This is a genomic window from Nocardia sp. NPDC059180 (assembly GCF_042754945.1).
Taxonomy (GTDB): domain Bacteria; phylum Actinomycetota; class Actinomycetes; order Mycobacteriales; family Mycobacteriaceae; genus Nocardia.
On sequence record NZ_JBHZBU010000001.1, the window covers coordinates 853,323 to 879,595 of the forward strand.

Annotated in this window: 24 protein-coding genes and 1 pseudogene; 9 read left to right on the top strand and 16 right to left on the bottom strand. The window is 65.4% G+C overall.

Annotated elements, in window-relative coordinates:
• Positions 1-13: 13 nt before the first annotated feature.
• From ACFXNW_RS04010 to ACFXNW_RS04020, 3 genes are all read right to left on the bottom strand, one after another.
• Positions 14-1,174, bottom strand: coding sequence for a type III polyketide synthase (locus ACFXNW_RS04010; protein ID WP_379415693.1), 1,161 nt, complete (start codon positions 1,172-1,174; stop codon positions 14-16).
• Positions 1,175-1,326: 152 nt separating this feature from the next.
• Positions 1,327-2,454, bottom strand: a complete 1,128-nt coding sequence (locus tag ACFXNW_RS04015; protein ID WP_379415694.1) for a methyltransferase — start codon at positions 2,452-2,454, stop codon at positions 1,327-1,329.
• A gap of 35 nt (positions 2,455-2,489) precedes the next feature.
• On the bottom strand, positions 2,490-2,777 hold the full coding sequence (locus ACFXNW_RS04020; RefSeq protein WP_379415696.1) for a hypothetical protein: 288 nt from the start codon (positions 2,775-2,777) through the stop codon (positions 2,490-2,492).
• Positions 2,778-2,892: 115 nt separating this feature from the next.
• Here ACFXNW_RS04020 and ACFXNW_RS04025 point away from each other — a divergent pair, with 115 nt between their 5' ends.
• Positions 2,893-3,285 (top strand): DoxX family protein, encoded by a 393-nt coding sequence (locus ACFXNW_RS04025; RefSeq protein WP_379415697.1) that lies wholly within the window; start codon positions 2,893-2,895, stop codon positions 3,283-3,285.
• A gap of 123 nt (positions 3,286-3,408) precedes the next feature.
• Here ACFXNW_RS04025 and ACFXNW_RS04030 read toward each other — a convergent pair whose 3' ends face one another.
• Positions 3,409-3,669 (bottom strand): hypothetical protein, encoded by a 261-nt coding sequence (locus tag ACFXNW_RS04030; RefSeq protein WP_379415698.1) that lies wholly within the window; start codon positions 3,667-3,669, stop codon positions 3,409-3,411.
• Between the two features lie 464 nt (positions 3,670-4,133).
• On the opposite strand from ACFXNW_RS04030, the gene ACFXNW_RS04035 reads away from it, so the two are divergent.
• Positions 4,134-4,520, top strand: a complete 387-nt coding sequence (locus ACFXNW_RS04035; protein WP_379415700.1) for a hypothetical protein — start codon at positions 4,134-4,136, stop codon at positions 4,518-4,520.
• On the opposite strand, the gene ACFXNW_RS04040 is transcribed toward ACFXNW_RS04035, so the two are convergent.
• Positions 4,511-5,212 carry a TIGR02206 family membrane protein gene (locus tag ACFXNW_RS04040; protein ID WP_379415702.1) on the bottom strand — a complete coding sequence of 234 codons (702 nt, stop codon included), beginning with the start codon at positions 5,210-5,212 and terminating at the stop codon, positions 4,511-4,513. The genes ACFXNW_RS04035 and ACFXNW_RS04040 overlap by 10 nt on opposite strands.
• 101 nt (positions 5,213-5,313) lie before the next feature.
• Here ACFXNW_RS04040 and ACFXNW_RS04045 point away from each other — a divergent pair, with 101 nt between their 5' ends.
• On the top strand, positions 5,314-5,505 hold the full coding sequence (locus ACFXNW_RS04045; protein WP_379415703.1) for an antitoxin VbhA family protein: 192 nt from the start codon (positions 5,314-5,316) through the stop codon (positions 5,503-5,505).
• 30 nt (positions 5,506-5,535) lie between these two features.
• Positions 5,536-6,175, top strand: a pseudogene (locus ACFXNW_RS04050) (Fic/DOC family protein).
• A 26-nt stretch (positions 6,176-6,201) separates the two neighbouring features.
• Here the strand turns inward: ACFXNW_RS04050 and ACFXNW_RS04055 are convergent.
• The 7 genes from ACFXNW_RS04055 to kstD form a co-directional block, all read right to left on the bottom strand.
• Positions 6,202-6,477 carry a hypothetical protein gene (locus ACFXNW_RS04055; protein ID WP_379415705.1) on the bottom strand — a complete coding sequence of 92 codons (276 nt, stop codon included), beginning with the start codon at positions 6,475-6,477 and terminating at the stop codon, positions 6,202-6,204.
• 205 nt (positions 6,478-6,682) lie between these two features.
• Entirely contained in the window at positions 6,683-7,573 is an 891-nt protein-coding gene (locus ACFXNW_RS04060; RefSeq protein WP_379415707.1) for a hypothetical protein, read from the bottom strand.
• A 5-nt stretch (positions 7,574-7,578) separates the two neighbouring features.
• On the bottom strand, positions 7,579-8,436 hold the full coding sequence (locus tag ACFXNW_RS04065) for a DUF6881 domain-containing protein (RefSeq protein ID WP_379415708.1): 858 nt from the start codon (positions 8,434-8,436) through the stop codon (positions 7,579-7,581).
• Positions 8,437-8,482: 46 nt separating this feature from the next.
• Positions 8,483-9,346 carry an immunity 49 family protein gene (locus ACFXNW_RS04070; RefSeq protein ID WP_379415710.1) on the bottom strand — a complete coding sequence of 288 codons (864 nt, stop codon included), beginning with the start codon at positions 9,344-9,346 and terminating at the stop codon, positions 8,483-8,485.
• A complete protein-coding gene (locus ACFXNW_RS04075) occupies positions 9,343-15,411 on the bottom strand; it encodes a hypothetical protein (RefSeq protein WP_379415711.1) in 6,069 nt (2,022 codons plus the stop codon). Before ACFXNW_RS04075 ends, ACFXNW_RS04070 begins: the two co-directional genes overlap by 4 nt.
• A 453-nt stretch (positions 15,412-15,864) precedes the next feature.
• Positions 15,865-16,728 (bottom strand): MaoC/PaaZ C-terminal domain-containing protein, encoded by an 864-nt coding sequence (locus ACFXNW_RS04080; RefSeq protein ID WP_379415713.1) that lies wholly within the window; start codon positions 16,726-16,728, stop codon positions 15,865-15,867.
• 255 nt (positions 16,729-16,983) lie between these two features.
• Entirely contained in the window at positions 16,984-18,696 is a 1,713-nt protein-coding gene (gene kstD, locus ACFXNW_RS04085; protein ID WP_379415714.1) for a 3-oxosteroid 1-dehydrogenase, read from the bottom strand.
• A 143-nt stretch (positions 18,697-18,839) separates the two neighbouring features.
• Here kstD and ACFXNW_RS04090 point away from each other — a divergent pair, with 143 nt between their 5' ends.
• The 4 genes from ACFXNW_RS04090 to dmpG all read left to right on the top strand — a co-directional run bounded on the left by ACFXNW_RS04090 (position 18,840) and on the right by dmpG (position 23,431).
• Positions 18,840-20,471, top strand: a complete 1,632-nt coding sequence (locus ACFXNW_RS04090) for an FAD-binding protein (protein WP_379415715.1) — start codon at positions 18,840-18,842, stop codon at positions 20,469-20,471.
• A gap of 204 nt (positions 20,472-20,675) precedes the next feature.
• Positions 20,676-21,461: a 2-keto-4-pentenoate hydratase gene (locus ACFXNW_RS04095; RefSeq protein ID WP_379416288.1), complete on the top strand. Its 786-nt coding sequence runs from the start codon at positions 20,676-20,678 to the stop codon at positions 21,459-21,461.
• Between the two features lie 10 nt (positions 21,462-21,471).
• The gene (locus tag ACFXNW_RS04100) at positions 21,472-22,380 is read left to right on the top strand and encodes an acetaldehyde dehydrogenase (acetylating) (RefSeq protein ID WP_379415716.1); all 909 of its coding nucleotides are present in this window, start codon (positions 21,472-21,474) and stop codon (positions 22,378-22,380) included.
• A gap of 13 nt (positions 22,381-22,393) precedes the next feature.
• Positions 22,394-23,431: a 4-hydroxy-2-oxovalerate aldolase gene (gene dmpG / locus ACFXNW_RS04105; RefSeq protein WP_379415717.1), complete on the top strand. Its 1,038-nt coding sequence runs from the start codon at positions 22,394-22,396 to the stop codon at positions 23,429-23,431.
• Between the two features lie 135 nt (positions 23,432-23,566).
• Here dmpG and ACFXNW_RS04110 read toward each other — a convergent pair whose 3' ends face one another.
• Complete coding sequence (locus tag ACFXNW_RS04110) at positions 23,567-23,890, bottom strand: DUF5615 family PIN-like protein (protein WP_379415718.1); 324 nt, start codon at positions 23,888-23,890, stop codon at positions 23,567-23,569.
• A complete protein-coding gene (locus tag ACFXNW_RS04115) occupies positions 23,880-24,113 on the bottom strand; it encodes a DUF433 domain-containing protein (protein WP_379415719.1) in 234 nt (77 codons plus the stop codon). The genes ACFXNW_RS04110 and ACFXNW_RS04115 overlap by 11 nt, the downstream gene beginning before the upstream one ends.
• A gap of 48 nt (positions 24,114-24,161) precedes the next feature.
• Here ACFXNW_RS04115 and ACFXNW_RS04120 point away from each other — a divergent pair, with 48 nt between their 5' ends.
• A complete protein-coding gene (locus tag ACFXNW_RS04120; RefSeq protein ID WP_379415720.1) occupies positions 24,162-24,701 on the top strand; it encodes a helix-turn-helix domain-containing protein in 540 nt (179 codons plus the stop codon).
• A gap of 58 nt (positions 24,702-24,759) precedes the next feature.
• Here the strand turns inward: ACFXNW_RS04120 and ACFXNW_RS04125 are convergent, their stop codons facing one another.
• Both ACFXNW_RS04125 and ACFXNW_RS04130 read right to left on the bottom strand, forming a co-directional pair.
• Positions 24,760-25,560 (bottom strand): DUF1460 domain-containing protein, encoded by an 801-nt coding sequence (locus ACFXNW_RS04125; RefSeq protein WP_379415721.1) that lies wholly within the window; start codon positions 25,558-25,560, stop codon positions 24,760-24,762.
• A gap of 51 nt (positions 25,561-25,611) precedes the next feature.
• Positions 25,612-26,178, bottom strand: coding sequence for a YdeI family protein (locus ACFXNW_RS04130; protein WP_379415722.1), 567 nt, complete (start codon positions 26,176-26,178; stop codon positions 25,612-25,614).
• Positions 26,179-26,273 lie beyond the last annotated feature (95 nt).

Consider the following 26,273-nt stretch of genomic DNA (forward strand, 5'->3'; position numbering starts at 1 on the left):
GAAAGCAGCAGATTCATCGGCGAACGACGTCGAAGACGAACCCCTCCATCGTGATTCCCGGTGCGAAGGAGAATGCGACGCCCGTCGAGGTCGGCTTGTTCGCGCCTGTCTCAGCGGCAATCCGTTCGAGCACGAAGATCAGCGAGACGCTCGACATGTTTCCGTATTCGCCGAGTACATCCCAGCTCGTCGACGCGGCTTCCGGCGGGAGGTCGAGTGATCGTGCGGATTCGAGCAAGATCTTCGGCCCGCCAGGATGGATCGCCCACACATCGACGTCCGACTGGCTTAAATCATTGCGGTGCAGTACTTTTCCGACGACGGGAGCAACTCCATCGTAGATATAGCGGGGCACGTTCTCGGACAGCTCGCAGGTGATGGCGTCGTGGCCGACGCCGACCGCGATGCCGTCTTCGGTGCCCTCGAACAAGTGCGTGAAATGGTCCCGGATGACGATCGTCCCTGCGTCGGCCTGCCCTGCCCCGCGGTTCGCCCCGATGACGACCGCACCGCAGCCGTCCCCGAACAGGCTGTAGCTCACCACGTCGTTGAGGTCTTCGACGGGGCCGACATGCACCGAGTTGAGCTCGATGCACAGGACGATCGCCTTCTTGTCCGGGTTGGCCCGGACGAAATCCGAGGCGGTGCGAATTCCGTTCATCGCAGCCGCGCAGCCCATGAAGTTGACCACCAGGCGAGCGACCGATCGGGGCAGTCCGAGGTCGTTGACGACCGCGACGTCGACGCCGGGTGCGATGAGCCCGGTGCTCGTCGCGAATACGAGTAGTCCGACGTCGGCCGGGTCGATCCCTTCGAGCGCACGCCGTGCCACGTCGACCGCCAGTGGAACGGCGTGGCGGTAGAACAGGTGCATGCGATCCTGGATCGTCGCCGGTGTGCCGCTGGGCGCATGGAGTCGAGGATCCAGCGGGTCGACGGCGAATCGCCGGGTGTCGATCATGGTCTTGCGGAACAGTCGCCTGATCCAGTTCTGCTGCTCCGGATCTGTGAATTGCCCGGCGATCCAGTCCGCCGCGTCGGATTGGTCGAGGGCCGGGCCGGGCGCACCGGTCGCAATCGCTTCGATGACGGGTACGGTCCCCGGCGGGGAGGTGCGCTCGCGCCGATGCGTAGCCGTTCGGGTGAAAAGCGCCTGGTCGAGAGCTAGTGCCATGGAGATCGTCTTCCTGGATGTGAGCGACTGGTGCGGCGTCCTCCCATCGTCGAAGAGTGAACGCCGGGCACATAGGCACCCAAGGGTGGCGGATCCTCACCCCGAGCGAGTGCGGCGGTCCAGGGCGCCGCCGCATACGGCGAAGACCGTCACTACTCGTCCCGCACCAACCTCCACAGCGACGTGACTTCCCGCCGTCGCGCTTCATGCAGCGGGTCGGCGGCATCCGTCGCGCGAGGGTGCCGCGGTTGCGTGTCATGCCGACCCGCGACGCGCAGTCCGGCGTCGGCGATGCGGGTCAGCAGTTCCTCGCGTGTGCGCAGACCGAGGTGCTCGGCGAGGTCGGAGATGACGAGCCAGCCCTCACCGGCCGGTGTGAGGTGGTCGGCGAGTCCGTCGAGGAATCGGTGCAGCACATCGGAATCCGGGTCGTAGATCCCGAGTTCCAGCGCCGAAGTCGGTTGCGCGGGCATCCAGGGCGGGTTGCACACGATCAGGTCCGCGCATCCGCTCGGCCACAGGTCGGCCTCGAGAACCTGCACCCGATCGTTGAACCCGAGGCGGTCGATATTCGCTGCCGCACAGACCACTGCGCGTGGGTTGATATCGGTGGCGACCACCCGCTCCGCCCCGCGGCGGGCGAGGACAGCCGCGAGTACCCCGGTCCCGGTCCCGAGATCGAACACGACCGATGGCGCCGCCTCCGCAGGGAACGGCGCATGCGCGACGAGGTCGATGTACTCGCCGCGCACAGGTGAGAAGACGCCATACGCAGGATGAATACGCCCGTCGAGCGCTTCGATCTCGACGCCACGCAGATGCCATTGGTAGGCGCTGAGGACGCCGAGCAGCTCGTTGAGCGACACACATGTGGTCTCGGTGCCGACCCCATACGCGTGCTCACACGCCGCACGGACGTCGGGCGCACGGCGCAGCGAAAGGGAGTGGTCCGCCTCGAGCACGACCATCAGCCTCCCGAGCGCCTCGGCTCGCTGGGCCCGCGCCGCGCGATGCCGGTGAAACAGCTCCGCGGAGCTACCGCCGGCCGGACCCGAGCGGGAGCGTTGTTGCAGGCGATCCATAGCGCGCAGCAACTGGCGGGCGTTGTGAAAGTCGCCGCGCCACAACAGCCCCGTGCCATCGCGCGCCATGCGGAGGGCGGCCTTCGCGGTGGTGCGATCGTCGACGACAACGACCCGGGCAGGCGCGGGCGCCTCGTTCTCGGAACGCCAATGCGCCGAGTGGGAGGTTCCGTTCTCGGTCCAATGGACCACAGACATGAGGTACTCCCGCTCGCGAATCGGCTTCCGCGCGTTCAGGATTTCGGCGGAAGGATCGGCGCGGCGAACACTTCCTCCAGCGGCGTCGGCCCGGTGTAGCGGCGGCAATTGCAGCCCACCCACTCCCGCATTCCGTGCATGCCCCGCCGGGAGATCTCGGCATGACACTTTCCGGTTTCGCGATCGTGCAACGCCAGGTCATGGCCGCAACCGCAGCGCGGGCGAAGCTGCTTGCCCTGCCGGGGCCGCCGATGCGCGAACCGGCCCACAGCCCATCCGATAACAACCAGGCCGCCACCGACCACAAGGCTTACGGGATCCACAATGTGCAGTATACGTATACGCATAGCTCCGTTCACCACGAAACCTTGGGCCGCGGTTGGCGGGCATCACGGTGGCGACGTGTCACAAATCCAAGGTCGTCGGCATCTAATGCCCATGAACGTCGCGTTGTGGATCGCTGCCGGACTGCTCGCCGCCATCGCCCTGGCCAGCGGCGCCGCCAAGGTCTTCCTGCCCAAGGCCAAGCTGGACGAACTGGGCGCGAAATCCGGCGGGGGATGGACCGAACACGCCAGCCCCGTCTTCGTCACCACCCTCGGCGTCCTCGAAATCCTCGCCGCGGCCGGCCTGATCCTGCCCGCCGCACTCGACATCGCACCGGTAATGGTGCCGGTGACCGCCGTCTGCTGGATCCTGCTGATGATCGGCGCGATGATTACCCACGCCAGATACCAGCAGTACAAATATGTGGTGCTTAATCTCGTCTACCTCGTGCTGGCGGCTTTCGTGGCCTGGGGTCGTTTCGGTCCTGAGTCCTTCACCGGATGACCAAATCGCCGGGCGAGCGGCACCGCGCGGGCCCGGCGGCGGCACCGCTGTGGTGCCGCCGCCGGGCCGCTGCTCGTCGTCCGGCGGAGGTTCAGGCGACGAGACAGTCCGAACCTCGGGCGCTCAGAACGGGGCGGGCACGAGGGGGCACATCGTCGGATCCTTCACCAGTCGCAGGATCACGCAGGCGGAACGCATGAGGAACGAGATCGAGGCGGATGCGGCTTCGCCGGCCGACCCGGTGCCCGCGGAACCGGTGTCAGCGACCTCGGCCATCGCGATCCGAGGGGCAGGCTGCGGTGCCTCGGCCTGCGCGAGCGCGACGGGGGACAGGATGGCGCCGGCGAACAGTGCGCTGACGGTGAGCCGAGTGATTCGAGACATCTCGGATGTGCCTTTCTTCTGAAGCTTGTGGTCCGCCGATGCGCACCAGATATTTACGGAAACGATAGTTCCGTAATGGAGAGATGGGTTCAGCCTTTACGGCCGGCGTAGTCGCGTTGGCCGCCGCGACTACGAGGTGGACGCGCTGGTCCGGGTAGTGCCTTGCTGTCGCCTTCGCGCCGGTGACGCCGGGGTGTGCGCCACGTGGTCGACGTGATCAGCTGAGCCTGCCGCGGGTGGGCCACGCCCATGGGCAGGCGCCCACCGCCTGCCCGCTTGTTTCGCCGTACCCATGGGGGCAGCATACGAAACTATTAGTTTCGATAGCAACAGTTCCGTAATCCCGCCGGTTGGCTGCCGACTCTCCGGAACCAACGCGACCCGAGCTGCTACGCCCTCGAACGGCACCGAACTCAGCGTGCGGCACCGACTACCATGATCGTCAGCACGGAGGAGGGAGTTTCATGACGGTGCTGAAACCGGTAGGCATTTTCCGGGAGATGTACAGCGGGGGCCACGACGATTTACCGTCCCTGTTCGCATCGTTCACCCAACGCCCCATCGAGGACCGCGCCCACATCCTCGACTACCTACGCGCCGCCCCACCCGTCCTCGACGTCCTGGATGTGGAACGCGACCTCATCGACAACACCCAGAACATCATGAGCGCCGCCTCCCTGATCTCCGACGGCACCTGGATCTGGCGAGTCGACTCCATCCACTACCTCAGCCGCTACGCCATCGACATCCCCGACGAATTCCTCCAGCACGTCCGCGGTCTCGACTACCGCCCGCCGACATCCGCCCCGGATAGCGAAGAGTTCGACGCGGCGATGATGAGCTACTTCTGACGGTCCCGAGCCCGCACCCAAGGCCAGGTCATCAACGCCCACACGGCGATCAGCAGACCTGCCACAGTGGCCAGATACCAGGGCCACGGTCCGAGCACATCGAGCAGCGACGGGGTCGACGGCTTCCGGTTCACGAACCCGTAGTTGGTGTCGGCGAGCGAATTGAAGACAAAGGTAACCGCCACCCACACCACCGTCGCGCCCACCGCCAGCCCGTAGCTGCCCCAGTCCGGGCGCATCCCCACGCCCCACGTCAGATAGATCGCCGCCCAGACAACCAGCAGGTGGATAGCCCAGAACCCCAAAAACTCATAATGCGGAAAGTCCGGACTCTCCAACGCCGGCGACACCAACGCCTGCGTACTCAAGGTGAGGCACCAGTAGTAGGTCAACGCGTAGGCCCACCGCCACCGCGTCAACAGCGCGAGCCCCGCCACAATGGTCGCCAGATCCGTCAAACGCAGCGGAACCGACCGCCCGATCGTCGGCGGAAACATCGTGGACAGGTAGATCACCAGATATACGCCGAGCGTCAGAGCCCCGAACGCCCGGCCGAAAACGCTTGGGGCGACCCCACTCCGCTCCCGGCGCCCGATCAGGACGACCGCCACCGTCCCGATCACGAATACCGTCAGCACGATCCAATGCGATAGGCCGTACGCGGAGAATTCCCCCGCCACCGGTGGGTCCACACCTCCAGAGTAGTAGTGGAATGTGCCCAAGCCGCGCCCTTGTGTCGGCTCGTCGTCCGCAATCGCGGTCGGTAGGATGGCTGCAGGTAGGAGGTGATCGGATGGCCATTCGTCGACCGATGGATGCTCGTGCGCGTCGCGAGCGTGCGATTCAAGCGGCCCGTACGACGAGCGAGCTCGAAGGCGAGCGCAGCACCGAGGTCACGCGCGCCGACCAGGACGCGTACGTGCGTGGTGAGATCGACGTCGCCCAACTCGGGGCTCGCGTCCGTGCCCGCTACAACCTCGCCTGACACCGCGGTGGTCACGGACGATCACAGCCGGTGAGTGCATCGCGGCCGTGGGACACCGGCAACGTCGAAGCCAATTGGGCGGGCTATTTCATTCCCGGTACCGACACCCTGCGAAATCGCGTCGGCGCCACCACGCGTGACTACCTTGCCGACGCAGAGAACGACCTGGTTGAAGTCCGCGTCGCCGAATTGCGGGAGGTCTCGGAGCTCGTCACCCGCACCTACGACTTGGCGCATCTGCAGGCGTTGCACCGGTTCCTGTTCCAGGATGTCTACGAGTGGGCAGGTGAGCTGCGCACCGTTGGCATCGAGAAGGCCGGCGAGTCGTTCATCCCGCCTCTGAACATCGCGCAACCGGTGGCCCATATCGCAGCGAGGATCGCAGAATCGCCTGCGAACCATTGCGGATGAGGCACTTCCGGCAGAGCTTGCCTACATGTACGACTACATCAACTTTGCCCACCCGTTCCGGGAGGGCAACGGTCGTACTCAGCGAGAGTTCTTCGACCAGCTGCTATCCGAGTCCTGTCGAGGTCTGGCGTGGAATCTGATCGACAAGGCAGAGTTGCATGACGCATGCCACGTTGCGCGCGCCGAGCAGGATCTCCGACCGCTGCAGGCGCTGCTCGCGCGGATGGTCGATGACGAGCCCGCTTACCTCTATGAGTGATCGGAGTATCGATCTCAGGTCCACTGCTAATCGGCCGGTCGGCCGGCCCAATACGTGACAACCCGATCGACGTCGATCCCCTTCTCCCATAGATCCAGCGGGTCGTCGGGGATGAGGGTGCCCCGCAGATCGTCGTCCGCGCGAAACGAGAGCACCTTCTTTTTGCCGAACTCGCCGGTAGCCGGATTGCGGTAGAGGTCGAGCACTTCGGCGGGATAGCGTGCACGTTCCTCATCATGGGCCGCGAAGAACGGGCGGCATTTGACCAGCTGGGGCGGCACTCGGCCCGTCTCATCGGCCACCTCGACGTCTTTAGGTGTCCGTCGAGGTCGACAGCCAGTATGGGTTCCTGCCCATACATGCGAGAAACTCGACATACGCACGGGGAAGCTCCGAAACGCCCGGGGCCTCCATCAATGCCGAATCTCGTCCCTGGAACAACCCTGGGCCCGGTCCGGATCTACGAAGCCCCGCTGCTGTAGATCGTGGACAAGGTCGACAAAAAGCTCATTCGAGCTGGCTGGTGATCCACTCAGGCAGGCGATCCCGCTCTCCATCGACACGCCGCAGTTCCGTCGCGAAATCCTCGAGCGTCGGAGCGTTTATCCACTGCGGGGCCTCGGAGCGGTTTGTATCCAGCTTCTCCTGACGCGTTGCGTAGTCCACCTGTGCGGTGGCACTGAACCAGGTGCTCGATCCGTTAGCCATAGATGCACGTAGTTCCTGGAACCGTTCGGTGACTGCGGATGGAGGATTCCAGACCAGCATCGGGCCAGCGACTGTCTTGAGTAGAGCGCCGATTTCTGCGTGGTCGCCGACCATTCGGAATTTGATTTGTACATACTCCCAGCCGAACGGAACGGCGAGTTTGATCTGTTTGAATAGGCTCTTTCGAAAGTGCTCCTGAGCGTCGAAATCGCCCGCTGCGACTGGTGGTAACGCGGTCTCTGGATCGATATGGCGCTGCAGCCACCGAGGAATATATTTCGAGGATCGGGGGAATTTTCCCAGATCGTCGATGTACGCAGCTGACGGGATCGGAGGGTCCCAGAGCGGGTCTTCGTCGAATACATACATCGCGTTGTATACCTCCGACTCGTCGCATTCGAGTCGGAGAGCGAACCACGAACCTTCCTGCTCCTCGTACAGCAGGTCGCGAAGGTCTGGAAACGCTCGGAAGACCTCGTTTGGAATCTCGCGCACCTGAGAAGTGCCGTCCCGGTTCAGCGTTGAGAACTTGTAGTCCTCCTCGGCTCTTGTGAGGGTGGCGGTTAGGCCGATGCGAGCCCAGCCCGGTTGCGCACCGGCAAGCAGACGACCCATTACCCAGTCGGTGATCAGGTTCGCCTGCATTCCACGCTCACGTTTGGTTTGCCGGGCCTGGTCAGGTTTGTTCATCGGGGTCAATCTTCGAATCCGTCAGCAGCTATCCAGGCCCTCTGGAAGTCCTCGAGTGTGATCTCGATAGCCGTGACTCCGGGTCGCTGAGATATTTCAGATACGGTTGGGATGGGCTCATCGTTGAGAATGGTTGTTTCACCTTCCATCAATCCGCCTGCGAAATCCGAGCTACCATCCCGGAATACTTCTACCCTTCGATTCTCATACCCATCCTCATCGATCTCGCTGAAGATCGTCACCGGGCCTGTTGTCGAATCATCGGAACGATCAATCCTGATGTATCGGAACTCTTCATCCTGCGAGGTAATGTCTGACACGGCGCTGGTGGTCGGTCGAGGCTCTGTGATGGCGTCCGAGCTGCTTGCGACGGTGCTCGTCACCGATTGGTGGTCGTGGTCGCTGCTGGCGAGATGTCCATCTTTGGAGATCGAATGCACGGACTCTGCGAGATCGTCGTGAATCCACTGGGGAATCGTGAGCCTCGGATACTTCTCGAGGTCTTCTTTCAGTGCAAGACCGATCGGAGCTTTTCGAGGAGGTCGATTGTCGTAGTCAAAATTCGTGCTGACATTGCCGTCAGATGTGATAGTCAAATACATTGTGAACCAGGTGCCAGCGCCTGGTGTGAACATGACATCCCGAAGCTCTCGAATCGGAGCAGCGTTGATAGGCCCCGGCGACCCGCCGTACGGTCCAGTGGATGTCTGTATATCCAACCGGCGATGAAGCCAATTGCCCGCAGCCATATAGATCGCATCGATCTTAGTCCAGTTCGATGGTGCGTAGCCCGCTATTTCGTGACCGATCTGCGCAATCAGTTCGTGCTGCCTGACCAGCTTCGGGGTATCACTGCTAGACATTGAGGGAGTATTCCTCTCAAACCGGTGCAATTAGGGGTGGCGCTGGTCAGGTCGGGAACTCGCCGAGCCACTTGCGTTCGACGAGGGCGCTCGGGAGATAGTCGGATTCCACTTCGATGGGGAATCCCGCGTCGTAGGCGAGGCAGGTGATCGCGAGGGGGCCGAGGGCTAGGTAGCCTTCGTTGCTATTTTCGCGATCTTCGTTGGTAGTCCAGTATTTTTTGTGTAGGCGGACAGCTTCAGCAAGGGCCTGGTTGAAGTCATCTTGATTGCGGCGGAGGAATTGATGGAATAGGCCTATCGGCTGGTACAGGATGTAGTTCAGAAGATCGCGTGGTGCAACAGTTGCCACGGACGGATCGGATTTTTCGATGGTGTTGGTGAGCTTCTCTACGAGGCCCGGGCCTTCCTGCCAGTAGGTCTGCAAGGTATCGATCCAGTCATAGATGTATTCGTCGTACGTCGCGCCGGATGCTCGAAGCATTTCGATCGGGATGTTGCAGAGCTCGCTCATGCGTTTCTGATCACGGCAGACGATGGCCAGCCAGAATGCGGTAACCCAATTTCCGGCGCTGGTTGCAGAAGTTGGTCCCGTACCTGGGAATACTCGCAGTTCGTGGTCGATCATGCATTGAACTGGATTGCCTTTAGGAGTGTTTGCTGCCGTAAACAGGGCAGATGCGATCTGCAATGTGTTGACGACTGCTTCCCATGTATCGAGTTTCGCGCCTCGGGGATCGATTGCGAGTTGTGCGTGAAGATTGGTCTGCGCCGTGGATAAGATCAGATCGAATTGGGGAGATCGCCCATTGTCAAGGCGGGCAATATTCTTCGTGAGGCGCTGTTTGTAAAAGTCTGCATATTCCCGGTCATCGATTCCTGGGGAGTAATGCCGTTCAATGTTGATCAATTCACATCCTCACTGTTGTCGATGTCGAACCGGGAGAGGGAGTAACCGTTGTATTCGCCTCCGTTGCGATTCCCCTTGACAAGTATATAGTCGACTCGTCCGTCCGCGAGGGCTTCACGCAATTCTGCCGCCAAAGCTCGCTCCGAGGAGATCTTCTTTCCGCGGGTCTCCATCTGTTTGATGATGTCCTCGAAGTACTCCCGTGTACCCTGTGATGCGCGTCGGCCATCCGCGATGTTTCGAGCGCCCAGTTCGGTGTCGACACTGCTCTTCGCCTCGACAACAACGTACCGGCCGTCTTCAGTGAGCCATACCTGATCAAACTGGTCGTTTCCGTTTTTGGGGCCGTGAAGAGTCTGCTGCGTTGCATTGGGATAGTGCTCGGGGATGACATGTTGCGCTGCAATGGATTCGCCGTATGCCTCGGAGGCTTTGGTCATCTCCTTATGCTTCGGGGAGTGATCAGCTTCGGCACGCTCGACCGCCTCTCGGTTTTCCGGAGTGTCGTCGTCCTCCAGTCGTTTGCGCGCCTCCTCCAGGCTGGTGTGAGCCTCCAGATCGCTGTCGATCGCTTGCCGCCGCCTGTCAGCGGCGTCATCCAGTTGCTGCAATGCCTCCGGACTAGCGGTATCCCGTCCATACTGCACTGATTTGACCTGGCGCTGTTCTTCGCCATCCTCCACCTCATGGTGGGGGTCCGGAATCATGTGGTAGCGCGGCGGTATCGGCGGCGGCGCGTCTGATGCCGCGATCCACCTATCTGTCTCGGTATCGCGGACGAGTTGGGGCGGGACCTGGCCTGACTCGTCGGGCTGATGGATGTCCCGCCTGTAGCCGTTGACCTGGTAATACTTCTCGAAATATCCGGGTTCGTCATTCGCGCGCCTGACCTGTTCGCGCATGATACTTCGAGCCTCGTCACCGTCGGCCGGTGGTGATTGGTCTGCACCCATATAGTCCACGGGCTGGTCCGGGTCTGGCGTAGGCGTGGTGGAGGGCTCGTGGCGAGTGGGTGCGGGGGTTTCGCCGGTGGGGGAGGCCGGGTGGTGGGTGACCCATTGGCCGTTGTTGCGGATGTGGGCGGGGGAGTCGGGTTTGTTGGGGACGCCGACGGCGTCGGTGGCTACGGTGACCGGGGCGTTGAGGCGGTTGGCCAGGTCTTGGGCGAGGGTGGGGTTGTTGGCTAGGTGGCAGCCGGCTATTCGGACGGGGGTACCGGGGGTGTAGTTGGGGTTGTCTTGGATGGCTCGGGCTATTTGGTCGGCGGTGAGGCCGGGGTCGCCGTTGCGGTCGGCGTGCATGACGACGTCGAAATCGCCCTCGTTGCGGAGGTTTTCGCGGACTCGGTGGGTGGTGGGGTCGTCGCCGATGCTGGTGCTGTGGGGGGTGTGGTTGACGTTGTCGGGGAGACGGTCGTCGCGGGTGTCGTCCGGTTTGGTGGGGTCGGTGGGTGTCTTGTCGTCGGGGGATTTGTCGGGGGTCGACGGTGTGTTGGGCTTCGGGTCGCGGGTGTCGGCGGGGGTGTGGCCCTGGTTGGTGGGCTGGTTGCCGTTTGGTGCGGTGGTGTCGGTTGGCCGTGTTTGGGTGGGCTCTGCCGGGCGGGGTGGGGTCGAGTCGGCCGGAGTCGTATCGGCCGGGCGGGTACCCGTGGGGCCGGCCGGGGTTGTGTCGGTCGGTTTGGTTGGAGCGTGGTCGACCGGCATGGGGTTCGTCGGCTGGGCCGGAGCCGAATTCACCGGCGCTGGGTCGGACGGACGGTTCGGGGCGGGGTTGGTGGAGCTGGGGTCGGTTGGCCGGGATGGCGTGGGGTCGGCCGGGATGTTGGTCGACCGGTTCGGGATCGGGTCGGTCGGGCGGGTTGTGGATGGATCCGGCGATCGCGGTGGGGTGGAGTTGGCTGGGTTGTGGTCGGGTGCGGAGTGGTTCGGTGTGGCCCAGGGGGAGGAGTTGGGGTGGCCGCCGCCCATGCGGTTGAGGCGGTCGAGCCATTCTTGGGCGCTGCGTTTGGGGGTTTCGAAGGCAGGGGTGTAGTTCGAGGGCGGGGTTTGGGTCGGGCCGCTGTGCTGGTCGGGGGTGTTCGGGCGCGCGGGGGTACCGCCGTGTGGGCGGCCTGAATGCGGTGGCTGGCCTGGCGGGCGCTGGCCGGAGTGGGGTGTGTTGTTCGGGGAGTTGCGGTTCGGGCTGCCCTGCTGGGGCTGACCGGGGTTGCTTCGGGTGGGTTGGCCGGAGTTCGGGTAGTTGGTGTGGCCGGGGTGCTGGGTGGGGGCGCCGCGGTGGGGGTTGTTCGCCGGTGCGTCCGACATCGGGGCGCGGTTGTCGGGGAAGTTCGCCGGGCGGTCCGGGCTGTAGCCGGTGGGCGTGCTCCGGGGCTGGTTGTACGGGTTCGGTGCGGTATTCGGGTTCGGCTGGTTCGGGTAGCTGGAGGCGCCCGGGTGAGCCTGTGGGGTGGTGTTGGTGCCGGGTGGTGCCGGGCGGCTCGCGGGGTTGTTGGCGAGTTGGGCGCGTTCGGCTTGGAGTTCGGCTTCGGTGGGTTGGTAGCGGCCGATGTGGGGGTTGTATTGGCCGGCGTAGAAGGGGTCACGGGGGATGGGGCGGCCGTCGTTGTAGTGGGCGACGTATTTGTGGATGTCGGGGTTGTGGCCGGGGCGGTGGGGTGGGGGTGAATCCGAGGTGCGTGACGGGGGATTCGACGTGGGGGTGGTCGGGGTGTTCGCGTTCGGGTTGCCGGTGTTCGCAGCCCGATTGTCGGTGTTCGGGGCCGGGCGACCGGTGTTCGAGCCGGGGTGACCGGTGTTGGGGCTCGGATTGCCGGTGTTTGTGGCCGGGTTGCCGGTGTTCGTCGGCCTCGGGTTCGACGCGTTGGGGTTCGCGGTGTTCGGGCCGGGGCGGTCGGCGGGGTTCGGCGTGTTGTCCGGGCGGGTGGGGCCGGATGACGGGTTGGGTTGCGTTGTCGGGCGCTGGGGTTGGCCCTGGTGGGTGGGCTGGGCCGGCTGTGCAGACGCGGCTGCTGGGTCGGTGGGTGCGGTGGAGCGGGGGGCGTCGGTGGGTTGCGTTGGCGGCGTGAAGGTTGTCGGCGGCGGGGCGGTGGCCGTGGCAGTGGACGCCGCGGTGGTTGAGGTGTTCGCGGGATCCGACGGGTTCGTCGACGGGTTGTTCGGGGTACCGGTGTTGGCCGGGTGGCTCGGCGACGAAACAGGGTTGTCGGAGGGAGGCGTCGACTGGCCGGGCTGAGTTGGCGGGTTGGGATTCGCGGGCGGTGTGGTCGGGCCCGGCTGGGTGGGCGCGGATGAGTGCGGACCGTTTCCGTTGTCGGGTGAGGTCGGCGCCGACGAAGTGTGTTGGGGGCTCGAAGGATTCGACGCCGGTGACGCCGGTGCAGAGGGGGAGGCCGGCGAAGTTGGAACGCCGCTCGCGGGCTGGCTCGACGTGGTGTCCCGAGGAGAGGTGGAGTTGTCCGGTGAGTTCGCGGATTGTGGGGCGGTCGGTGACGTGGGTGTGCCGCTGGCGGGCTGGTCGGTCGCGGTAGACCGTGAGGGTGCCGACGGGTTGTTCGAACTGTCCGGCGAATTCGAGGTCTGCGGTGAGCTGGACGGGCTGGACGTGCTCGGTGCCGAAGGGGCGCCGGCCGAGGCTGGGGTGCCGGTGGGCTGGCTCGACGTGGTGTCCCGAGGCGGGGTCGAGTTGTCCGGTGGGTTCGTGGTTTGCGGGGACGTCGGTGTCTGTGGGGTGGTTGGTGACGTGGGTGTACCACTCGAGGGCTGGTCGGCCGAGCTGTCTCGCGGCGGGGCGGAGCTGGTCGGGTTGTCGGACCCGTTCGGGGACTGCGGCGACGTCGGCGTGTGCTGGGTAGGCGGTGACGGGGATGTGCCGCTGGCGGGCTGGTCGGTCGCGGTAGACCGCGACGGTGCCGACGGGTTATTCGAACTGTCCGGCGGGTTCGAGGTCTGCGGTGATGTTGGCGTGTGCGGGGCAGACGGTGAGCTGGGTGGGCTGGACGTGCCCGGTGCCGAAGGGGTCCCTGCCGACGGCGTACCGGTGGGCTGGCCGGACGTGGACGTGTTGTCCTGCGTTGGGGAGCTTGGGTTTTGGGCGGCGGTGTCCTGTGCTGGGAGGTCCAGCGAGGAGTCTTGGGGCGGCGCCGATGGGGTCTGATTGCCCTGTTCCGGTAGGTCCAGCGAACTCGGAGGCTCGGTGCTGGAGGGGCCGCCGGTGTTGTCCTGCTCCGGGAGATCGAGGGAGCTCGGGGACTCGGGTTGTTGCGTCGGCTGAGGGTCCTGGTCCGGTAGGTCCAGCGAGTTCGGCGGCTCGGTGGTGGGACCGCCGGTGTCCTGCTCGGGCAGATCGAGGGAGTCCGGGGACTCGGGCTCTTGCGTGGGCGAGTTGTCTTGGGGAGGTAGGTCCAGGGAGCTCGGTTGGTTCTGGGAGGGGTTGTTTCCCGTTTGGTTCGGGCCGTCGTTGCCGCTGCGGTCGTTGCCGTCGTCGCCACCGGTGGGTTGGGTCTGCGTCGGCGGGTCGTTCGGGGGCGGATTGTTGGTGCCGCTGTTGCTGCCCGAGTCGTCGGTGTTGGGATTGCTTCCACCGGAGTTGTTGTCGCTGTTGGTGTTGCCGCCTTCATCGGCGGGCGACTGCGGCTGCTCGTCGGCAGGGGGATTGCTGGAGGTGGGTTGCGGCTGCTCGTCGGCGGGGGGATTGTTGCCGTCGTTCTGGTTGCCCTGGTCGCCGCCGGTGTCGTGGCCGGCGGGGGTCGTTTGGGTGGGCTGGTTCGGGGGTGGGTTGTTGCCGGTGTCGTTGTCGGCGCCGCTGTTCGGGTCGCCCCCGGTGGAGGCGGGCTGGGTGCGGGCCGGTGGTTCGTTGCCGCCGCTGTTGTCGTTGCCACTCCCGGTGTTGTTGCCGGGGGAGTTCGGGCTGTTGTCGGGGTTGCCCGCGGAGGCCGGTTGGGTGTTGGCGGGCGGTTCGTTGTTGCCGCCGCGGTCGTTGTTCTGGCCGCTGTCAGGATTGTTGTTCTGGCCCTGACTGTTCTGACCGCGATCGGGGTTGTTGTTCTCGCCCCGGTCGTTGTTCCCGCCCTCGTCGTTGTTCCCGCGGTCGTTGTTGCCGCCGCCCTCGGGGTCGTCGCCCGGCCCTTCGTTGTTGTTGCCGCCGCGATCGTTCCCGTTGTCGCCGCCGTCGTCGCCACCGCGGTCGAATTGGTTCTGCGCGGCTCCGGCGGCGGCGCTGGTGAAGGTGTCGGCGGTGAGTTCGAAGTCTTCGCCGGTGATGGCGGCCATGGCGGCTTGGGAGCCGATGTCGGAGGCGACTTCGGTGGCGTAGTCGGCGGCGAATTCTTTGGCGCGGTTGCCGAGTCCGTTGGAGGCGGCGTCACCGACGCCGCTGGTGAGGCCGCCGTCGCGGCCGAGGCCTGCCGATAGGGCGCCGCCGATGGCGCCGCCTGCGGCGGATTGCCAGACGGCGGTGAAGTCGTCGCGCGACAGTTCGCGGTCGCCCTTGGCGGCCTGGATCAGCCGGATCCCGAGGTCGAGGCCGCCTTCTTCCAGTGCGCCGAGGGCGGCTTCTTTCACGACCCGCGACATGATCTGCTTGAGCAGTTGCTTCATTGTCAACCGGATCGCGGCCTGGGTGGCGACGCGGGCGGCGGCTCCGGCGGCGGCTCCGGCGGGTGCGCCGACTCCGGTGGCCATCGCAGCGAGTGCGGCGGCCATTTCGACGGCGAAGATGACCAGTTGGGCGATGATCATCAGCTTGGTGTGTTCGATGTCGTTGGCGCCGTCATCGACCACGTCGGCTTGGTCTTTGAGCAACCCGGTCAACGCCGAGAGCGCACCGTCATTGTTGCCGAGCTTCTTCCAGAACGCTTCGATCGCGTCGGCGGTCTGCCCGTCCAGGGCGGCGAGGAGCTGGTTGACCTTGAGTTGGGCGTCATCGCCGAGGTCGTCGAGGGTGGTGCCGGCGGTGTTGTACGCATCGGCCATCCGCCGCATCGCGGTCTCATCGCCCTCGGGCCAATCACCCGCACCGACGACATACTTCGCGGCCCACTGCAACGCCTCGGGAATCTCGATACCCACCCCAGAACCCCTTACTCCACCCGGCCGGCAAAACATACCTACGCCCTCTTGGACGTAGCGAACCGGGCTGAGGTTCCATCGGATGTGGATCGAATTCGAATGACGTCGCGCGGTACGGCGTGTCGCACCCGCCCAGCCGACCGCGGAGCCGGATCAACGGGCCGAGGTCCTATCGCAGATCCGGTCGCGGTTGCGAGCGCCGGCCCCGGCTGCTTCGATCGGCACGCCCCAACAAGTCGCCACGCAGCCGCCCGATCTGAACGCCGCCGACGAGAGGCACATGACGCAGGCGACACGCCGATTCGCCCTGCCTCATGTCCCTCTCGTCGAGGTGTGGGACGGGCGATGAGGTTCGGGTCGGTTGGGGCGGGATCGGTCGGTGAAGGCGGGTGATGGTGCAGGCCATCGGCGTCTGCATGTGGATCGCGTGACGCCGATGGCTGCGGGGGACTGTCAGTCGGTGAAGCTCAAACGCACGTCGGCGAGTACCGGCGCATCGTTGCGCTCCACAACGCTCGCCCCGATGATCAGTTCGCCATCAGCCCTCCAGATCCGGGTGCGGATCGTTTCGCCGGGGTACAGCACCCCTGCGAAACGAGCCCGGAAACCGGTGACGCGGGAGGCGTCCGAATCCAGCGCGGTGTCGGTGGCCGTCTTGCAGACGATGCCGTAGGTGCACAGGCCGTGCAGGATCGGGTTGGGGAAGCCTGCGGCGCGGGCGAATTCGGGGTCGGAGTGCAGGGGATTGCGGTCGCCGAGCATGCGGTAGAGCAGGGCCTGTTGGGGGAGGGTGGGGGTGGTGACGTCGAAATCTGGTGCGCGGTCCGGCAATTCGGACTTGGTGCTGGGGCCGCGCTCGCCGCCGAAACCGCCCTCGCCCTTGGCGAAGATGGAGGAGCGGGCCGTCCACAGCGGGGCGCCGTCGGAGCCGATGATGGTGTTTTCCTGCACCACGACCGCGGCTGAGCCCTTATCCCAGATCTCGCTGATCCGGCCGGTGCTCGTCGCCTTACCCGAGGCGGGGATGGGGCGGTGCACCACGATCTCCTGGGAGCCGTGCACCACCTTGGCCAGGTCGATGTCGATGCCGGGGAAGCTGACCTTCGGCGGCTCGGTTTCGTGCAGGGTCGGCGCGACGGTCGCGAACGTCGGCAGCACCTGCGGGGCGCGGTCGTCGAGGTAGCGCAGTTCGGCGGCGTCGGTCCAGCGCGCACCCGCGCCGAGGCCGAGCTGATACAGCTGGACGTCGGACGCCGTCCACGCGAACTCCCGGCTCGGCAGTTCGGCGCCGAGCGCGATCTTCGGGTCGATGGGCATCAGTTCTCCTTGTGCATGATTGTGGACAAATGCGTGCCGCCGTCCTCGTCATCCTGCCGACTGTGAGCCGCGCGCGGCAACGGATCGCCCGCCTTGTGGGACGACCCGCCAGGCGGACTGTCGCGACGCCCGTCCCAGAGCAAGGGCAGCGCTGGGGATGAACGCCGAGCGTGGGCAGGGCACTGTACGCAGGCCGAACGCGGGTGGACGTCGATTGCCCAGCGGCGACCGACGGCCACCCGCGCCCCGCATCCGTTAAACCTCGGCCGAAGCCTCCGAAGCCTCCGCCTTCTTCCGCTCGGCGATATCCAGCACCGCCAGGTACCCGAATGCGATCGCCGGCCCGATGGTCGCGCCGGGACCGGCGTAGGTGTGGCCCATCACCGGAGTCGAGCAGTTACCCGAGGCGTACAGCCCCTCGATCGCGGTGCCGTCTTCCTTCAGTACGCGACCGGCGGTATCGGCAACCAGACCACCCTTGGTGCCCAGGTCACCGGGCACGATCTTGGCCGCATAGAACGGCCCCTGGACCAGCGCGGCAAGGCACGGGTTCGGCTTGACGGTCGGGTCGCCGTAGTAGCGGTCGTAGTGGCTGTCGCCGCGGCCGAAGTCGGCGTCCTTGCCGGTTTCGGCGAAGGTGTTGAACCGGCTGACGGTGGCGGCGAGATTGTCGACGGGGACGCCGAGCTTGCCTGCCAGTTCCTCGAGGGTGTCGGCCTTGACGATGAAATCGTTTTCCATCCAGCGGGACGGGAAGCGCTGACCAGGCTGAAGCCCGGCGAAGATATAGCGGTTCCGATAGCGCTGGTCGAACACCAGCCAGGCGGGGATGTTCTCGCCCGGACCCTCACCCTGACCATATTCGCCGCCGTACATGGTGTGCACAGCCTCGACGTAAGGAGCGGACTCATTACCGAAACGCTTACCGTCGGTGTTGATCATGATCGCGCCGGGCAGATTGCGCTCGGCCAGTGCGAACCACGGACGGCCCTCGCCCTTGAACACCGTCGGACCCCACCAGGCGTCCTCCATGAAGCCGATCGCGGCGCCCGCGTCCATACCCGCGACGATGCCGTCGCCGGTGTTGGCCGCCGCGCCCGTCGTCCACTCGGTGGTGATGGGCTGACGCTGGTACTTCGCGCGCATCTCGGCGTTGTGCTCGAAGCCGCCGCTGCCCAGGACGACACCGTGGCGCGCGGTGAAGGTGACCGGCTTGCCATCCTGCAAAGCCTCGACACCGGTGACGACCCCGTCGGTCACGATGAGCTTGGTCAGGGGTGTGTTCAGCAGCAGCGGAACGTTCGCGTCCATGAGCCCCTTGCGCATGGCCGCCATGATCGCCTGGCCCATGACCAGCAGATGCTTGCGCGTGAACTTGGCCCAGTAGGTACGGGCGCCGACGCGCATCGCGCGCATCATGCCCCTGGGGTGGCGCTTGATCAGGTTGAGCCGGACGAAGTCTTCCTGCATGACCGCGACGTTCAGCGGCGCCTTGGCGTACGGCGGTTCGAGGTTGAACCGTTCCTCGCCGAGGACCATCGCGTTGAACGGCTTGGGCTCGCAGGACCGTCCGTCGCCCTTACCGCCCGGAGCCTCGGGGTAGTAGTCGGAGTAGCCGGGGACCCACTTCAGCTTCAGCGGGGTGTGGTCGAGCACGAAGTCCAGCGCTTCGGGTCCGCGGTCGATGTAGGTGTCGATCCGCTCCTTCGGCACCGCGTCTCCGATGATGCTGTGCAGGTACTTGCGCGCGACCTCGCGGTCGTCCGGACGCCCCGACGCCAGCAGCGCCTTGTTGCCGGGAACCCACACGCCACCACCGGAGCGAGCAGTCGATCCACCGTAGTGTGCGGCCTTTTCGATGACCACCACGCTCAGCCCGTGATGGGCGGCGGTCAGGGCGGCGGTCATTCCGGCGGCGCCGCTGCCGACCACCACCACGTCGTATTCCCGATCAGTCATGTAGAACACGTTATAGAATCGGCCACTGGTTCGTCCATTGGTTGTGGTAGATGACTTGCTAATCATGGGAGGACGCAGCAGTCTTGTCGTCAAGGAAACTCGTTTCAGTTTGTAGACGAGTTTCGAAGTAGAGTCGATCCGGAGTGGAGTACATGAGCCTCGATTGGGACCTGACCGCCGACGTAGTCGTCGTCGGTTACGGGGCTGCGGGCGCCTCCGCAGCGCTGGAAGCCGCAGCCGACGGCGCCCAGGTGCTCGTCCTGGAAAGGTTCACCGGTGGCGGCGCGACCGCGCTCTCGGGCGGCATCATCTACGCCGGTGGCGGGACCTCGGTTCAGCGTGAAGCCGGTGTGAGCGATACGCCCGACGCGATGCTGGCCTACCTCGAACGCGAGGTCGGCGACGCGGTCCGCCCCGAGACGCTGCGCCGCTTCGTCGACGAGAGCCCCGCGATGATCGACTGGCTGAAGGGTCACGGCGTCCCCTTCGAGGCGTCGCTGTGCCCATACAAGACGTCCTACCCGAACGACGACTACTACCTCTACTACTCCGGTAGCGAGATCTCCGGCGCCTTCTCCGACATTCCCGCAGCTCAGCGTGGGCATCGGGTGCACGGGCGCGGTGTCTCCGGTAAGCAGCTGTCCGGGCCGCTGTCAGCCGCCACTTCGCGAGCCGGGGTCCGAGTGGAGACGCTCACCCAGGTCACCGAGCTGATCACAGACGACGCCGGCGCCGTCATCGGCGTCGAATGCCGCACCCTGCGCGACGCCCCCGGCCGGATTCGCGACCGCTATACCCGCATGGCGCACCTCGCCGCCAAACCCGGCATCTACTACCCGCCGCTGCGCAAGGCACTGGAGAAGCGGCTGGCGAAGATGGACGAGCGCTACCGCACCACGATCCGGGTGCTCGCGCGGCGCGGCATCGTGGTCAGCGCGGGTGGTTTCATCGCCAACCGCGAGATGGTCGCCGAGTACGCACCGGCCTACAAGGGCGGGATGGCGCTCGGCACCACCGGCGACGACGGCAGCGGCATCAAGCTGGCCCAGAGCGTCGGCGCGGCCACCGACCGGATGGGCAACGTCTCGGCCTGGCGGTTCCTGCTGCCGCCGAGCGTGTTCACCGGCGCCGTCCTCGTCGACGGGCAGGGCCGCCGCGTCATCGACGAAACCCGCTACGGTGCCGCCGTCGGCGATGCGCTGGTCAACAAGCACGGCGGTACCGGCTGGCTGCTGGCAGACGATGCGATGATGCGCACCGCCATCCGCCAGATCGGCACCCAGGGCACCTGGTTTCAGCGCGCCCAGTTCGAACCCCTGCGGCGCAGCGCCAAACGTGGGGCCACTATCGAACAGGTCGCAGCGAAAGCGGGCATCGACCCGGCCGGACTCCGCGCGACGGTCGAGGCCTACAACGCCGCCATCGCCGACGGCACCCCCGACCCGGTGGGCAAACCGGCCGAATACACCACCCCACTGAGCACCGGCCCGTTCTGGCTGCTCAACGTCTCCATCCGGCCGAGCGTGATCAATCCCTGCCCGATGCTCACCCTCGGCGGCGTCGTCGTCGACGAAGACACCGGCGCCGTGCGATCGACGGACGGTACCGATATCGCGGGCCTGTACGCGGCCGGACGCACCGCCGTCGGCATCTGCTCGGACTCCTATGTCAGTGGGCTGTCGTTGGCCGACTGCGTGTTCTCCGGACGTCGCGCGGGACGGTCGGCAGCGGGCGCGCACAGCTTCCAGTGCGATCCGGCAACAGCGGAAAAGGACCCCGTATGAGCGGTCGGCAACGAACCACAGACGGGCTCGCTCATGAGAGAACAGAACTCCTCATGAGCGGTTACCCCCGGCGGCTGCGAAACGTCACCACGGTGGAGTTCGCGCATGAGAGAAAAGGAACCCCTTTCATGAGCGGTCAGCACCGGAGGCGGCAGCGAAGCGTAACCGCGGAGGGGTCCGATCATGAGAGAAAGGAACACTGACGTGCTGTCCGATGCGGTACGAACCGAATTGGCCGACGAACTCGAGCGCGCCGAACGCGACCGGGTCGCCCTCGATCCGCTGGTCGCCCGGCATCCCGATATCGATGTCGTCGACGCCTACGAGATCCAGCTGATCAATATCCGGCGCAGGCTCGACAGCGGCGCCAGGGTGGTCGGGCACAAAGTGGGCCTGTCCTCGAAGGCGATGCAGGAGATGATGGGCGTCGACGAACCGGACTACGGGCATCTGCTCGCGGAAATGGAAGTCTACGAAGACGTTCCCGTCGAAGCCGATCGCTACCTGTTCCCTCGCGTCGAGGTGGAGGTCGGGTTCGTGCTCGGCGCCGACCTGCCCGGCGCGGACTGCACCGAAGAGGACGTGCTCGCCGCGACCGTCGCCTACGCACCGTCCATCGAACTCATCGACTCGCGGATCAAGGACTGGAACATCGGCCTGGCCGACACCATCTCCGACAACGCCTCCTCCGCCGGCTTCGTGCTCGGCAAGGAGCGGGTGGCGCCCAAGGACATCGACATCAAGTCGATCGACGCGGTGCTCACCCGCAACGGCGAGGTCATCGCCGAAGGCCGCAGCGATGCGGTGCTCGGTGATCCGGTCATCGCGGTTGCGTGGCTGGCCCGCAAGGTCGCGAGCTTCGGGGTTCGGTTGAAGGCAGGCGACGTCGTCCTGCCCGGTTCCTGCACGCGCGCCATCGACGCGCGTCCCGGAGATGCTTTCCATGCCGAGTTCGCCGGACTCGGTTCTGTCCGTTTGCAATTCACGTAGGAGGTAAGTCGTGTCCGAAGGGACCGTCACCGCCGCGATCGTCGGGTCCGGCAACATCAGCACCGATCTGCTGTACAAACTGCTCCGCTCGGAGCACATCGAACCGCGCTGGATGATCGGCATCGATCCCGACAGCGAAGGCCTCAAGCGCGCCCGTGGGCTTGGTCTGGAGACCTCGCACGAGGGTGTGGACTGGCTGCTCGGGCAATCCGAACTGCCCGACATGGTCTTCGAAGCCACCTCGGCGTACGTGCACCGCGATGCGGCGCCGAAGTACGCGGAGAAGGGGATTCGCGCCGTCGACCTCACCCCCGCCGCCGTCGGGCCCGCCGTGGTGCCGCCGGTGAACCTCGGGGCCAACGTCGATGCGCCGAACGTCAATATGATCACCTGTGGTGGTCAGGCGACCATTCCAATCGTCGCGGCAGTGTCGCGCGTGGTTCCGGTGCCCTACGCCGAAATCGTCGCGTCGGTGTCGTCGGTGTCGGCCGGGCCCGGTACCCGCGCCAATATCGACGAGTTCACCAAGACCACCAGTCGTGGTGTGCAGACCATCGGTGGCGCCGAACGCGGTAAGGCCATCATCATCCTGAACCCGGCCGAGCCGCCGATGATCATGCGCGACACCATCTTCTGCGCCATCCCCGAAGACGCCGACACCGATGCGATCGCCGACTCCATCCACCGGATGGTCGCCGACATCCAGCAGTACGTGCCCGGCTACCGGCTGCTCAACGAGCCCCAGTTCGACGAGCCGTCGGTGGTGTCCGGTGGCCTGGCGAAGGTCTCGGTCTTCGTCGAGGTCGAAGGGGCAGGCGACTTCCTGCCGCCTTATGCGGGCAACCTCGACATCATGACCGCCGCCGCCACCCGCGTCGGCGAGGTCATGGCCAAGCAGATCGCCTCGGCACGGGTGTAAGGAGCGTTCCCCCATGGCTTATTCAGCTGAACTCGATATTCGCGTCACCGACACCTCGCTGCGTGACGGATCCCATCACAAGCGCCACCAGTTCACCGCGACCGAGGTGCGTGACATCGTCACCGCGCTCGACGGCGCCGGTGTCCCGGTCATCGAGGTCACCCACGGTGACGGCCTCGGCGGTTCTTCGTTCAACTACGGGTTCTCCAAAACCCCTGAACAGGAACTGATCACCATCGCGGCCGAGACCGCGAAGCAGGCCAAGATCGCGGTGCTCATGCTGCCCGGCGTCGGCGTCAAGGAAGACATCAAGATCTCCCAGGACAACGGCGCGAGCATCTGCCGCATCGCCACCCACTGCACCGAGGCCGACGTCTCCATCCAGCACTTCGGCCTGGCCCGTGAACTCGGCCTGGAAACCGTCGGCTTCCTGATGATGTCGCACACTCAGCCGCCCGAGGCGCTGGCCAAGCAGGCCAGGGTCATGGCCGACGCGGGCTGCCAGTGCGTCTACGTGGTCGATTCCGCCGGTGCGCTCGTGCTGGAGCAGGTCTCCGACCGGGTCGCCGCACTCGTTGCCGAGCTCGGCAACGACGCGCAGGTCGGCTTCCACGGCCACGAGAACATGGACCTCGCCGTGGCAAACTCGATCTACGCCATCCGCGCGGGTGCCACCCAGATCGACGGCAGCGCCCGCCGATTCGGCGCAGGCGCGGGCAACACCCCCGTGGAGGCACTGGTCGGTGTCTGCGACAAGCTCGACATCACGACCGGCATCGACTTCTTCGCCATGGCCGACGCCGCCGAAGACGTCGTCCGCCCGGCCATGCCCGCCGAATGCCTGCTCGACCGCCAGTCCCTGATGATGGGCTACGCAGGTGTCTACTCCAGCTTCCTGCGCCACGCCGAACGCCAGGCCGAACGCTACGGAGTCTCGGCGGCGGAAATGCTCGTCCGCGCAGGCAAGCGCAAGCTCGTCGGCGGACAGGAGGACCAGCTCATCGACATTGCGCTGGAACTTCAGCGGGAACAGGCGCCAGTCACCGCCTGATCCCCACCCGAAACGGGCCGCGAACGAAACCCCTCCGTTCGCGGCCTGTTTTCGTTTCCGGTCGGAGCAGTTCGCGGCCCTACTCGCCCTCGGGCTGTCGATCCGTGTGGGCGACCAATCGGTCCCGCCCGAGTTCTACGACCGAGGACGTCGAGAGCAGGTCGACGATCTCGGCGAGGTGGTCTCGAACAGGTCGAGCAAAGCCGAGTTTGCGATGTTTCCTGTGGCTACGACCAGTAGCGACCTAGGGCAGCGGTCGAGCAGGTGGCCGACCCAGAAGTCACGATCCTTCGTGATGACCACTCGGCCTTCGCTGTCAGCCCGCTTGGCTATGTCGCTGTCAGGTGTGCGATTGCCGAGCTCGAGCTCCGAGGTGTGCACACGATCATGCCCGGGGATTGGAGAAAGCCGGCGAGTCGACGGGGTAGCTGGGCATCGACCAGGAATTTCACGCTGCATCGAAGGTGATTGTCGTTCGCTGCGCGGTTACCGCAGCGGCGTACTCGAGCACCGCGAGAATCTCTTCGAACTCGAGATCCGGGTAATCATCGAGGATCTCCTCGGCGGCCATCCCCGATGCGAGGAGCTCCAGCAGCATTTCGACCGTATAGCGCAGGCCCCGCACCACGGGCTTGCCGTGACAGATCTCAGGATCAGATGTGATACGGGCGAGGTGCGACATGACGTCTACTGTAGCGAGCATCAGTAGACAACGTCCCGGAGAAATCGTTTGAACGAACCCCAGGCCGTGGTTGATGTGCGGACCGAGATTCGCTTTGCGATGGCGCACACCGAAGCCGTCTACCTCCGGCGCACTGAACTCGGCCTGACTCAGGCCGAGCTCGCCGAGCGCGCTGACCTCACGCAGGTGAAGATCTCCAGGATCGAGGGCTCTGACGCCGTTCCGACTCTGCCGTTGTTGACGACGCTGGCGCGTGCGCTCGATGCGTCCCTCAACATCGCGATCGACGATGACAATCCGCAAGTCGCCTTCCTACCGCACGGCAAAGTCTCACGGCCGGCTCCCGTGGCCTGCGCCCCGTCGCCGGTGTGGTTGTCGGAGCTGGATCCCGACGATCAAGCCGAAGCATTGGCCGAAATTCGCGCCGCGGTCGAGCGCGCAGCGGTGTCTGGTGATTCGGCCCTGCTGCGGGAAGTCCTTTGGGCATGGGAGACAACCGTCGCGGTCATGCGTGACCCGGTGCGACGTGCGGTGCTTGCCGGTCGATCCAACGAGTCCGATTTCATCGAGGTCGCGGCCCCAGAGTAGGGCTTGACGAGCAACCGCGGGCTGCTGTGATCGCCGCAGGCGACGCGTCGACTCACCGCTACTTCGACCGCAGCACGAGGATCCCCGGCGTCGTGCGCACGTAGTCGAGCAACGGGGTGTCGACGACCTTGTTGTCGGCAGCAAGGGAGGAGGCGTTGCGGAAGACGGGGCCCGTCGGCGTGGAGACGAAGATGCCGACGTGGGTGACGTCGAGGCCGGGCTGGTCGGTGTAGGCGCCGATGTAGTCGCCGGTGCGGAGGTTTGCGATGACCGAGTCGTCGACGGCGGAGCTGGGGATATAGGTGATGCCACGGTCGGTTACCGGCAGACCGGGGAGGTAGTTGGTGCCGTCGGCTTTCGCGTTGAGGTGCTTGGTGGTGCTGATCGCGGCGGGGGTGAGGGTTGCGGTGATGTCGGTGGAGGCGGTGCGTGGGGTGTGCGCCCAGTCGGTGAAGAAGTGCTTGCGCTGGGAGAATTCGACGCGGCCGCCGGTGTAGCGGGTCGCGATCAGGTTCGCCACGAACTCGTCGCGGGAGGTGGAGCGGCTGAGTGCTTCGACATAGTCGAGGTAGGTGAAGCAGTCGACCCGGCGGAAGTCGACGACGAGCTGTTCGGGTTCGGTGGCGGAACCGATGAGCATGTTCGCCCCGTACGGGGTGCCGAGGAACTGCCGGGACAGCAGCTCGATCAGCTCACCCTTGCTTTGCGGCGCGGCGCCGGTGCGGACCGAGAGCAGTTCGTCGATCCGGCGGGCAGTGAAATCGTCGATGCTCGGCGCGGCGGCGGCCCCGGGTATCAGCACAGCCGGACCACAAACGAGCGCCAGCAGAACCAGCAACGCACGGACGATGATGCGCAAATCGCCTCCCGGTCGGTTCTGCACCTGGTCGGTATTCACCGTAGACCCGATCTACACGCCCCCGCCCAGCTCCACGATGATCCGGTCCAACTGATTCGTCCGCTGCGCAGGCGTCCTGGCTTTCATCAGTCGCAGCAACAGCGCGTACTGCCCGCTGCGATCCAGCGCCTCGAACCGTTCCCGCGCGACCGGGTCCCGTTCCAGCGCTGTCGCGAGATCCTCGGGAACCGTCGCCTCCCGCTGGGACGCGTACGCGGCCTCCCACCGCCCATCGGCCCGCGCTGCCTCGACCGCCGCCAGGCCCGGCGCCCGCATCCGTCCCGCCGCCAGCAACGCCTCCACCTTCGCCACATTCACCTGCGACCAGGGACTACGCGCCCGTCGAGGCGAATACCGCTGCACGTAATGGTCCGCGTCGAACCCCCGTCGAACACTATCGATCCACCCGTAGCAGAGTGCCCCGTCCAGCGCCTCACTCAGCGTGATCGTGGCGTCCTCGGCCCCCTTCTTGGCGATCTTCACCCACACCTCACCGGCCCGGTCATGATTGGCCGCCAACCACGCCTCCCACTCCGCGGTGTCGGTGCAGGTGATCACGGTGCTGTCGACCTTGTTCATTGCGTTCTCCTGGGTTCGTCGGTCTTTCTGTACCCCATCTTCCGTATATAAGTGCTCAACAACTGAGCACTTATGGGCAGCTATTCGCGACCCAC

Bases quoted from the DNA above. Each gene is read 5' to 3' on its own strand.
- ACFXNW_RS04065 (WP_379415708.1), bottom strand. From the start codon at position 8,436: ATGTCTAGCAGTGATACCCCGAAGCTGGTCAGGCAGCACGAACTGATT.
- ACFXNW_RS04035 (WP_379415700.1), top strand. From the start codon at position 4,134: ATGACGGTGCTGAAACCGGTAGGCATTTTCCGGGAGATGTACAGCGGG.
- ACFXNW_RS04010 (WP_379415693.1), bottom strand. From the start codon at position 1,174: ATGGCACTAGCTCTCGACCAGGCGCTTTTCACCCGAACGGCTACGCAT.
- ACFXNW_RS04080 (WP_379415713.1), bottom strand. From the start codon at position 16,728: ATGCCCATCGACCCGAAGATCGCGCTCGGCGCCGAACTGCCGAGCCGG.
- ACFXNW_RS04030 (WP_379415698.1), bottom strand. From the start codon at position 3,669: ATGTCTCGAATCACTCGGCTCACCGTCAGCGCACTGTTCGCCGGCGCC.
- ACFXNW_RS04025 (WP_379415697.1), top strand. From the start codon at position 2,893: ATGAACGTCGCGTTGTGGATCGCTGCCGGACTGCTCGCCGCCATCGCC.
- ACFXNW_RS04115 (WP_379415719.1), bottom strand. From the start codon at position 24,113: ATGTCGCACCTCGCCCGTATCACATCTGATCCTGAGATCTGTCACGGC.
- ACFXNW_RS04090 (WP_379415715.1), top strand. From the start codon at position 18,840: ATGAGCCTCGATTGGGACCTGACCGCCGACGTAGTCGTCGTCGGTTAC.
- ACFXNW_RS04110 (WP_379415718.1), bottom strand. From the start codon at position 23,890: ATGCAGCGTGAAATTCCTGGTCGATGCCCAGCTACCCCGTCGACTCGC.
- dmpG (WP_379415717.1), top strand. From the start codon at position 22,394: ATGGCTTATTCAGCTGAACTCGATATTCGCGTCACCGACACCTCGCTG.
- ACFXNW_RS04045 (WP_379415703.1), top strand. From the start codon at position 5,314: ATGGCCATTCGTCGACCGATGGATGCTCGTGCGCGTCGCGAGCGTGCG.
- ACFXNW_RS04060 (WP_379415707.1), bottom strand. From the start codon at position 7,573: ATGAACAAACCTGACCAGGCCCGGCAAACCAAACGTGAGCGTGGAATG.
- ACFXNW_RS04130 (WP_379415722.1), bottom strand. From the start codon at position 26,178: ATGAACAAGGTCGACAGCACCGTGATCACCTGCACCGACACCGCGGAG.
- ACFXNW_RS04015 (WP_379415694.1), bottom strand. From the start codon at position 2,454: ATGTCTGTGGTCCATTGGACCGAGAACGGAACCTCCCACTCGGCGCAT.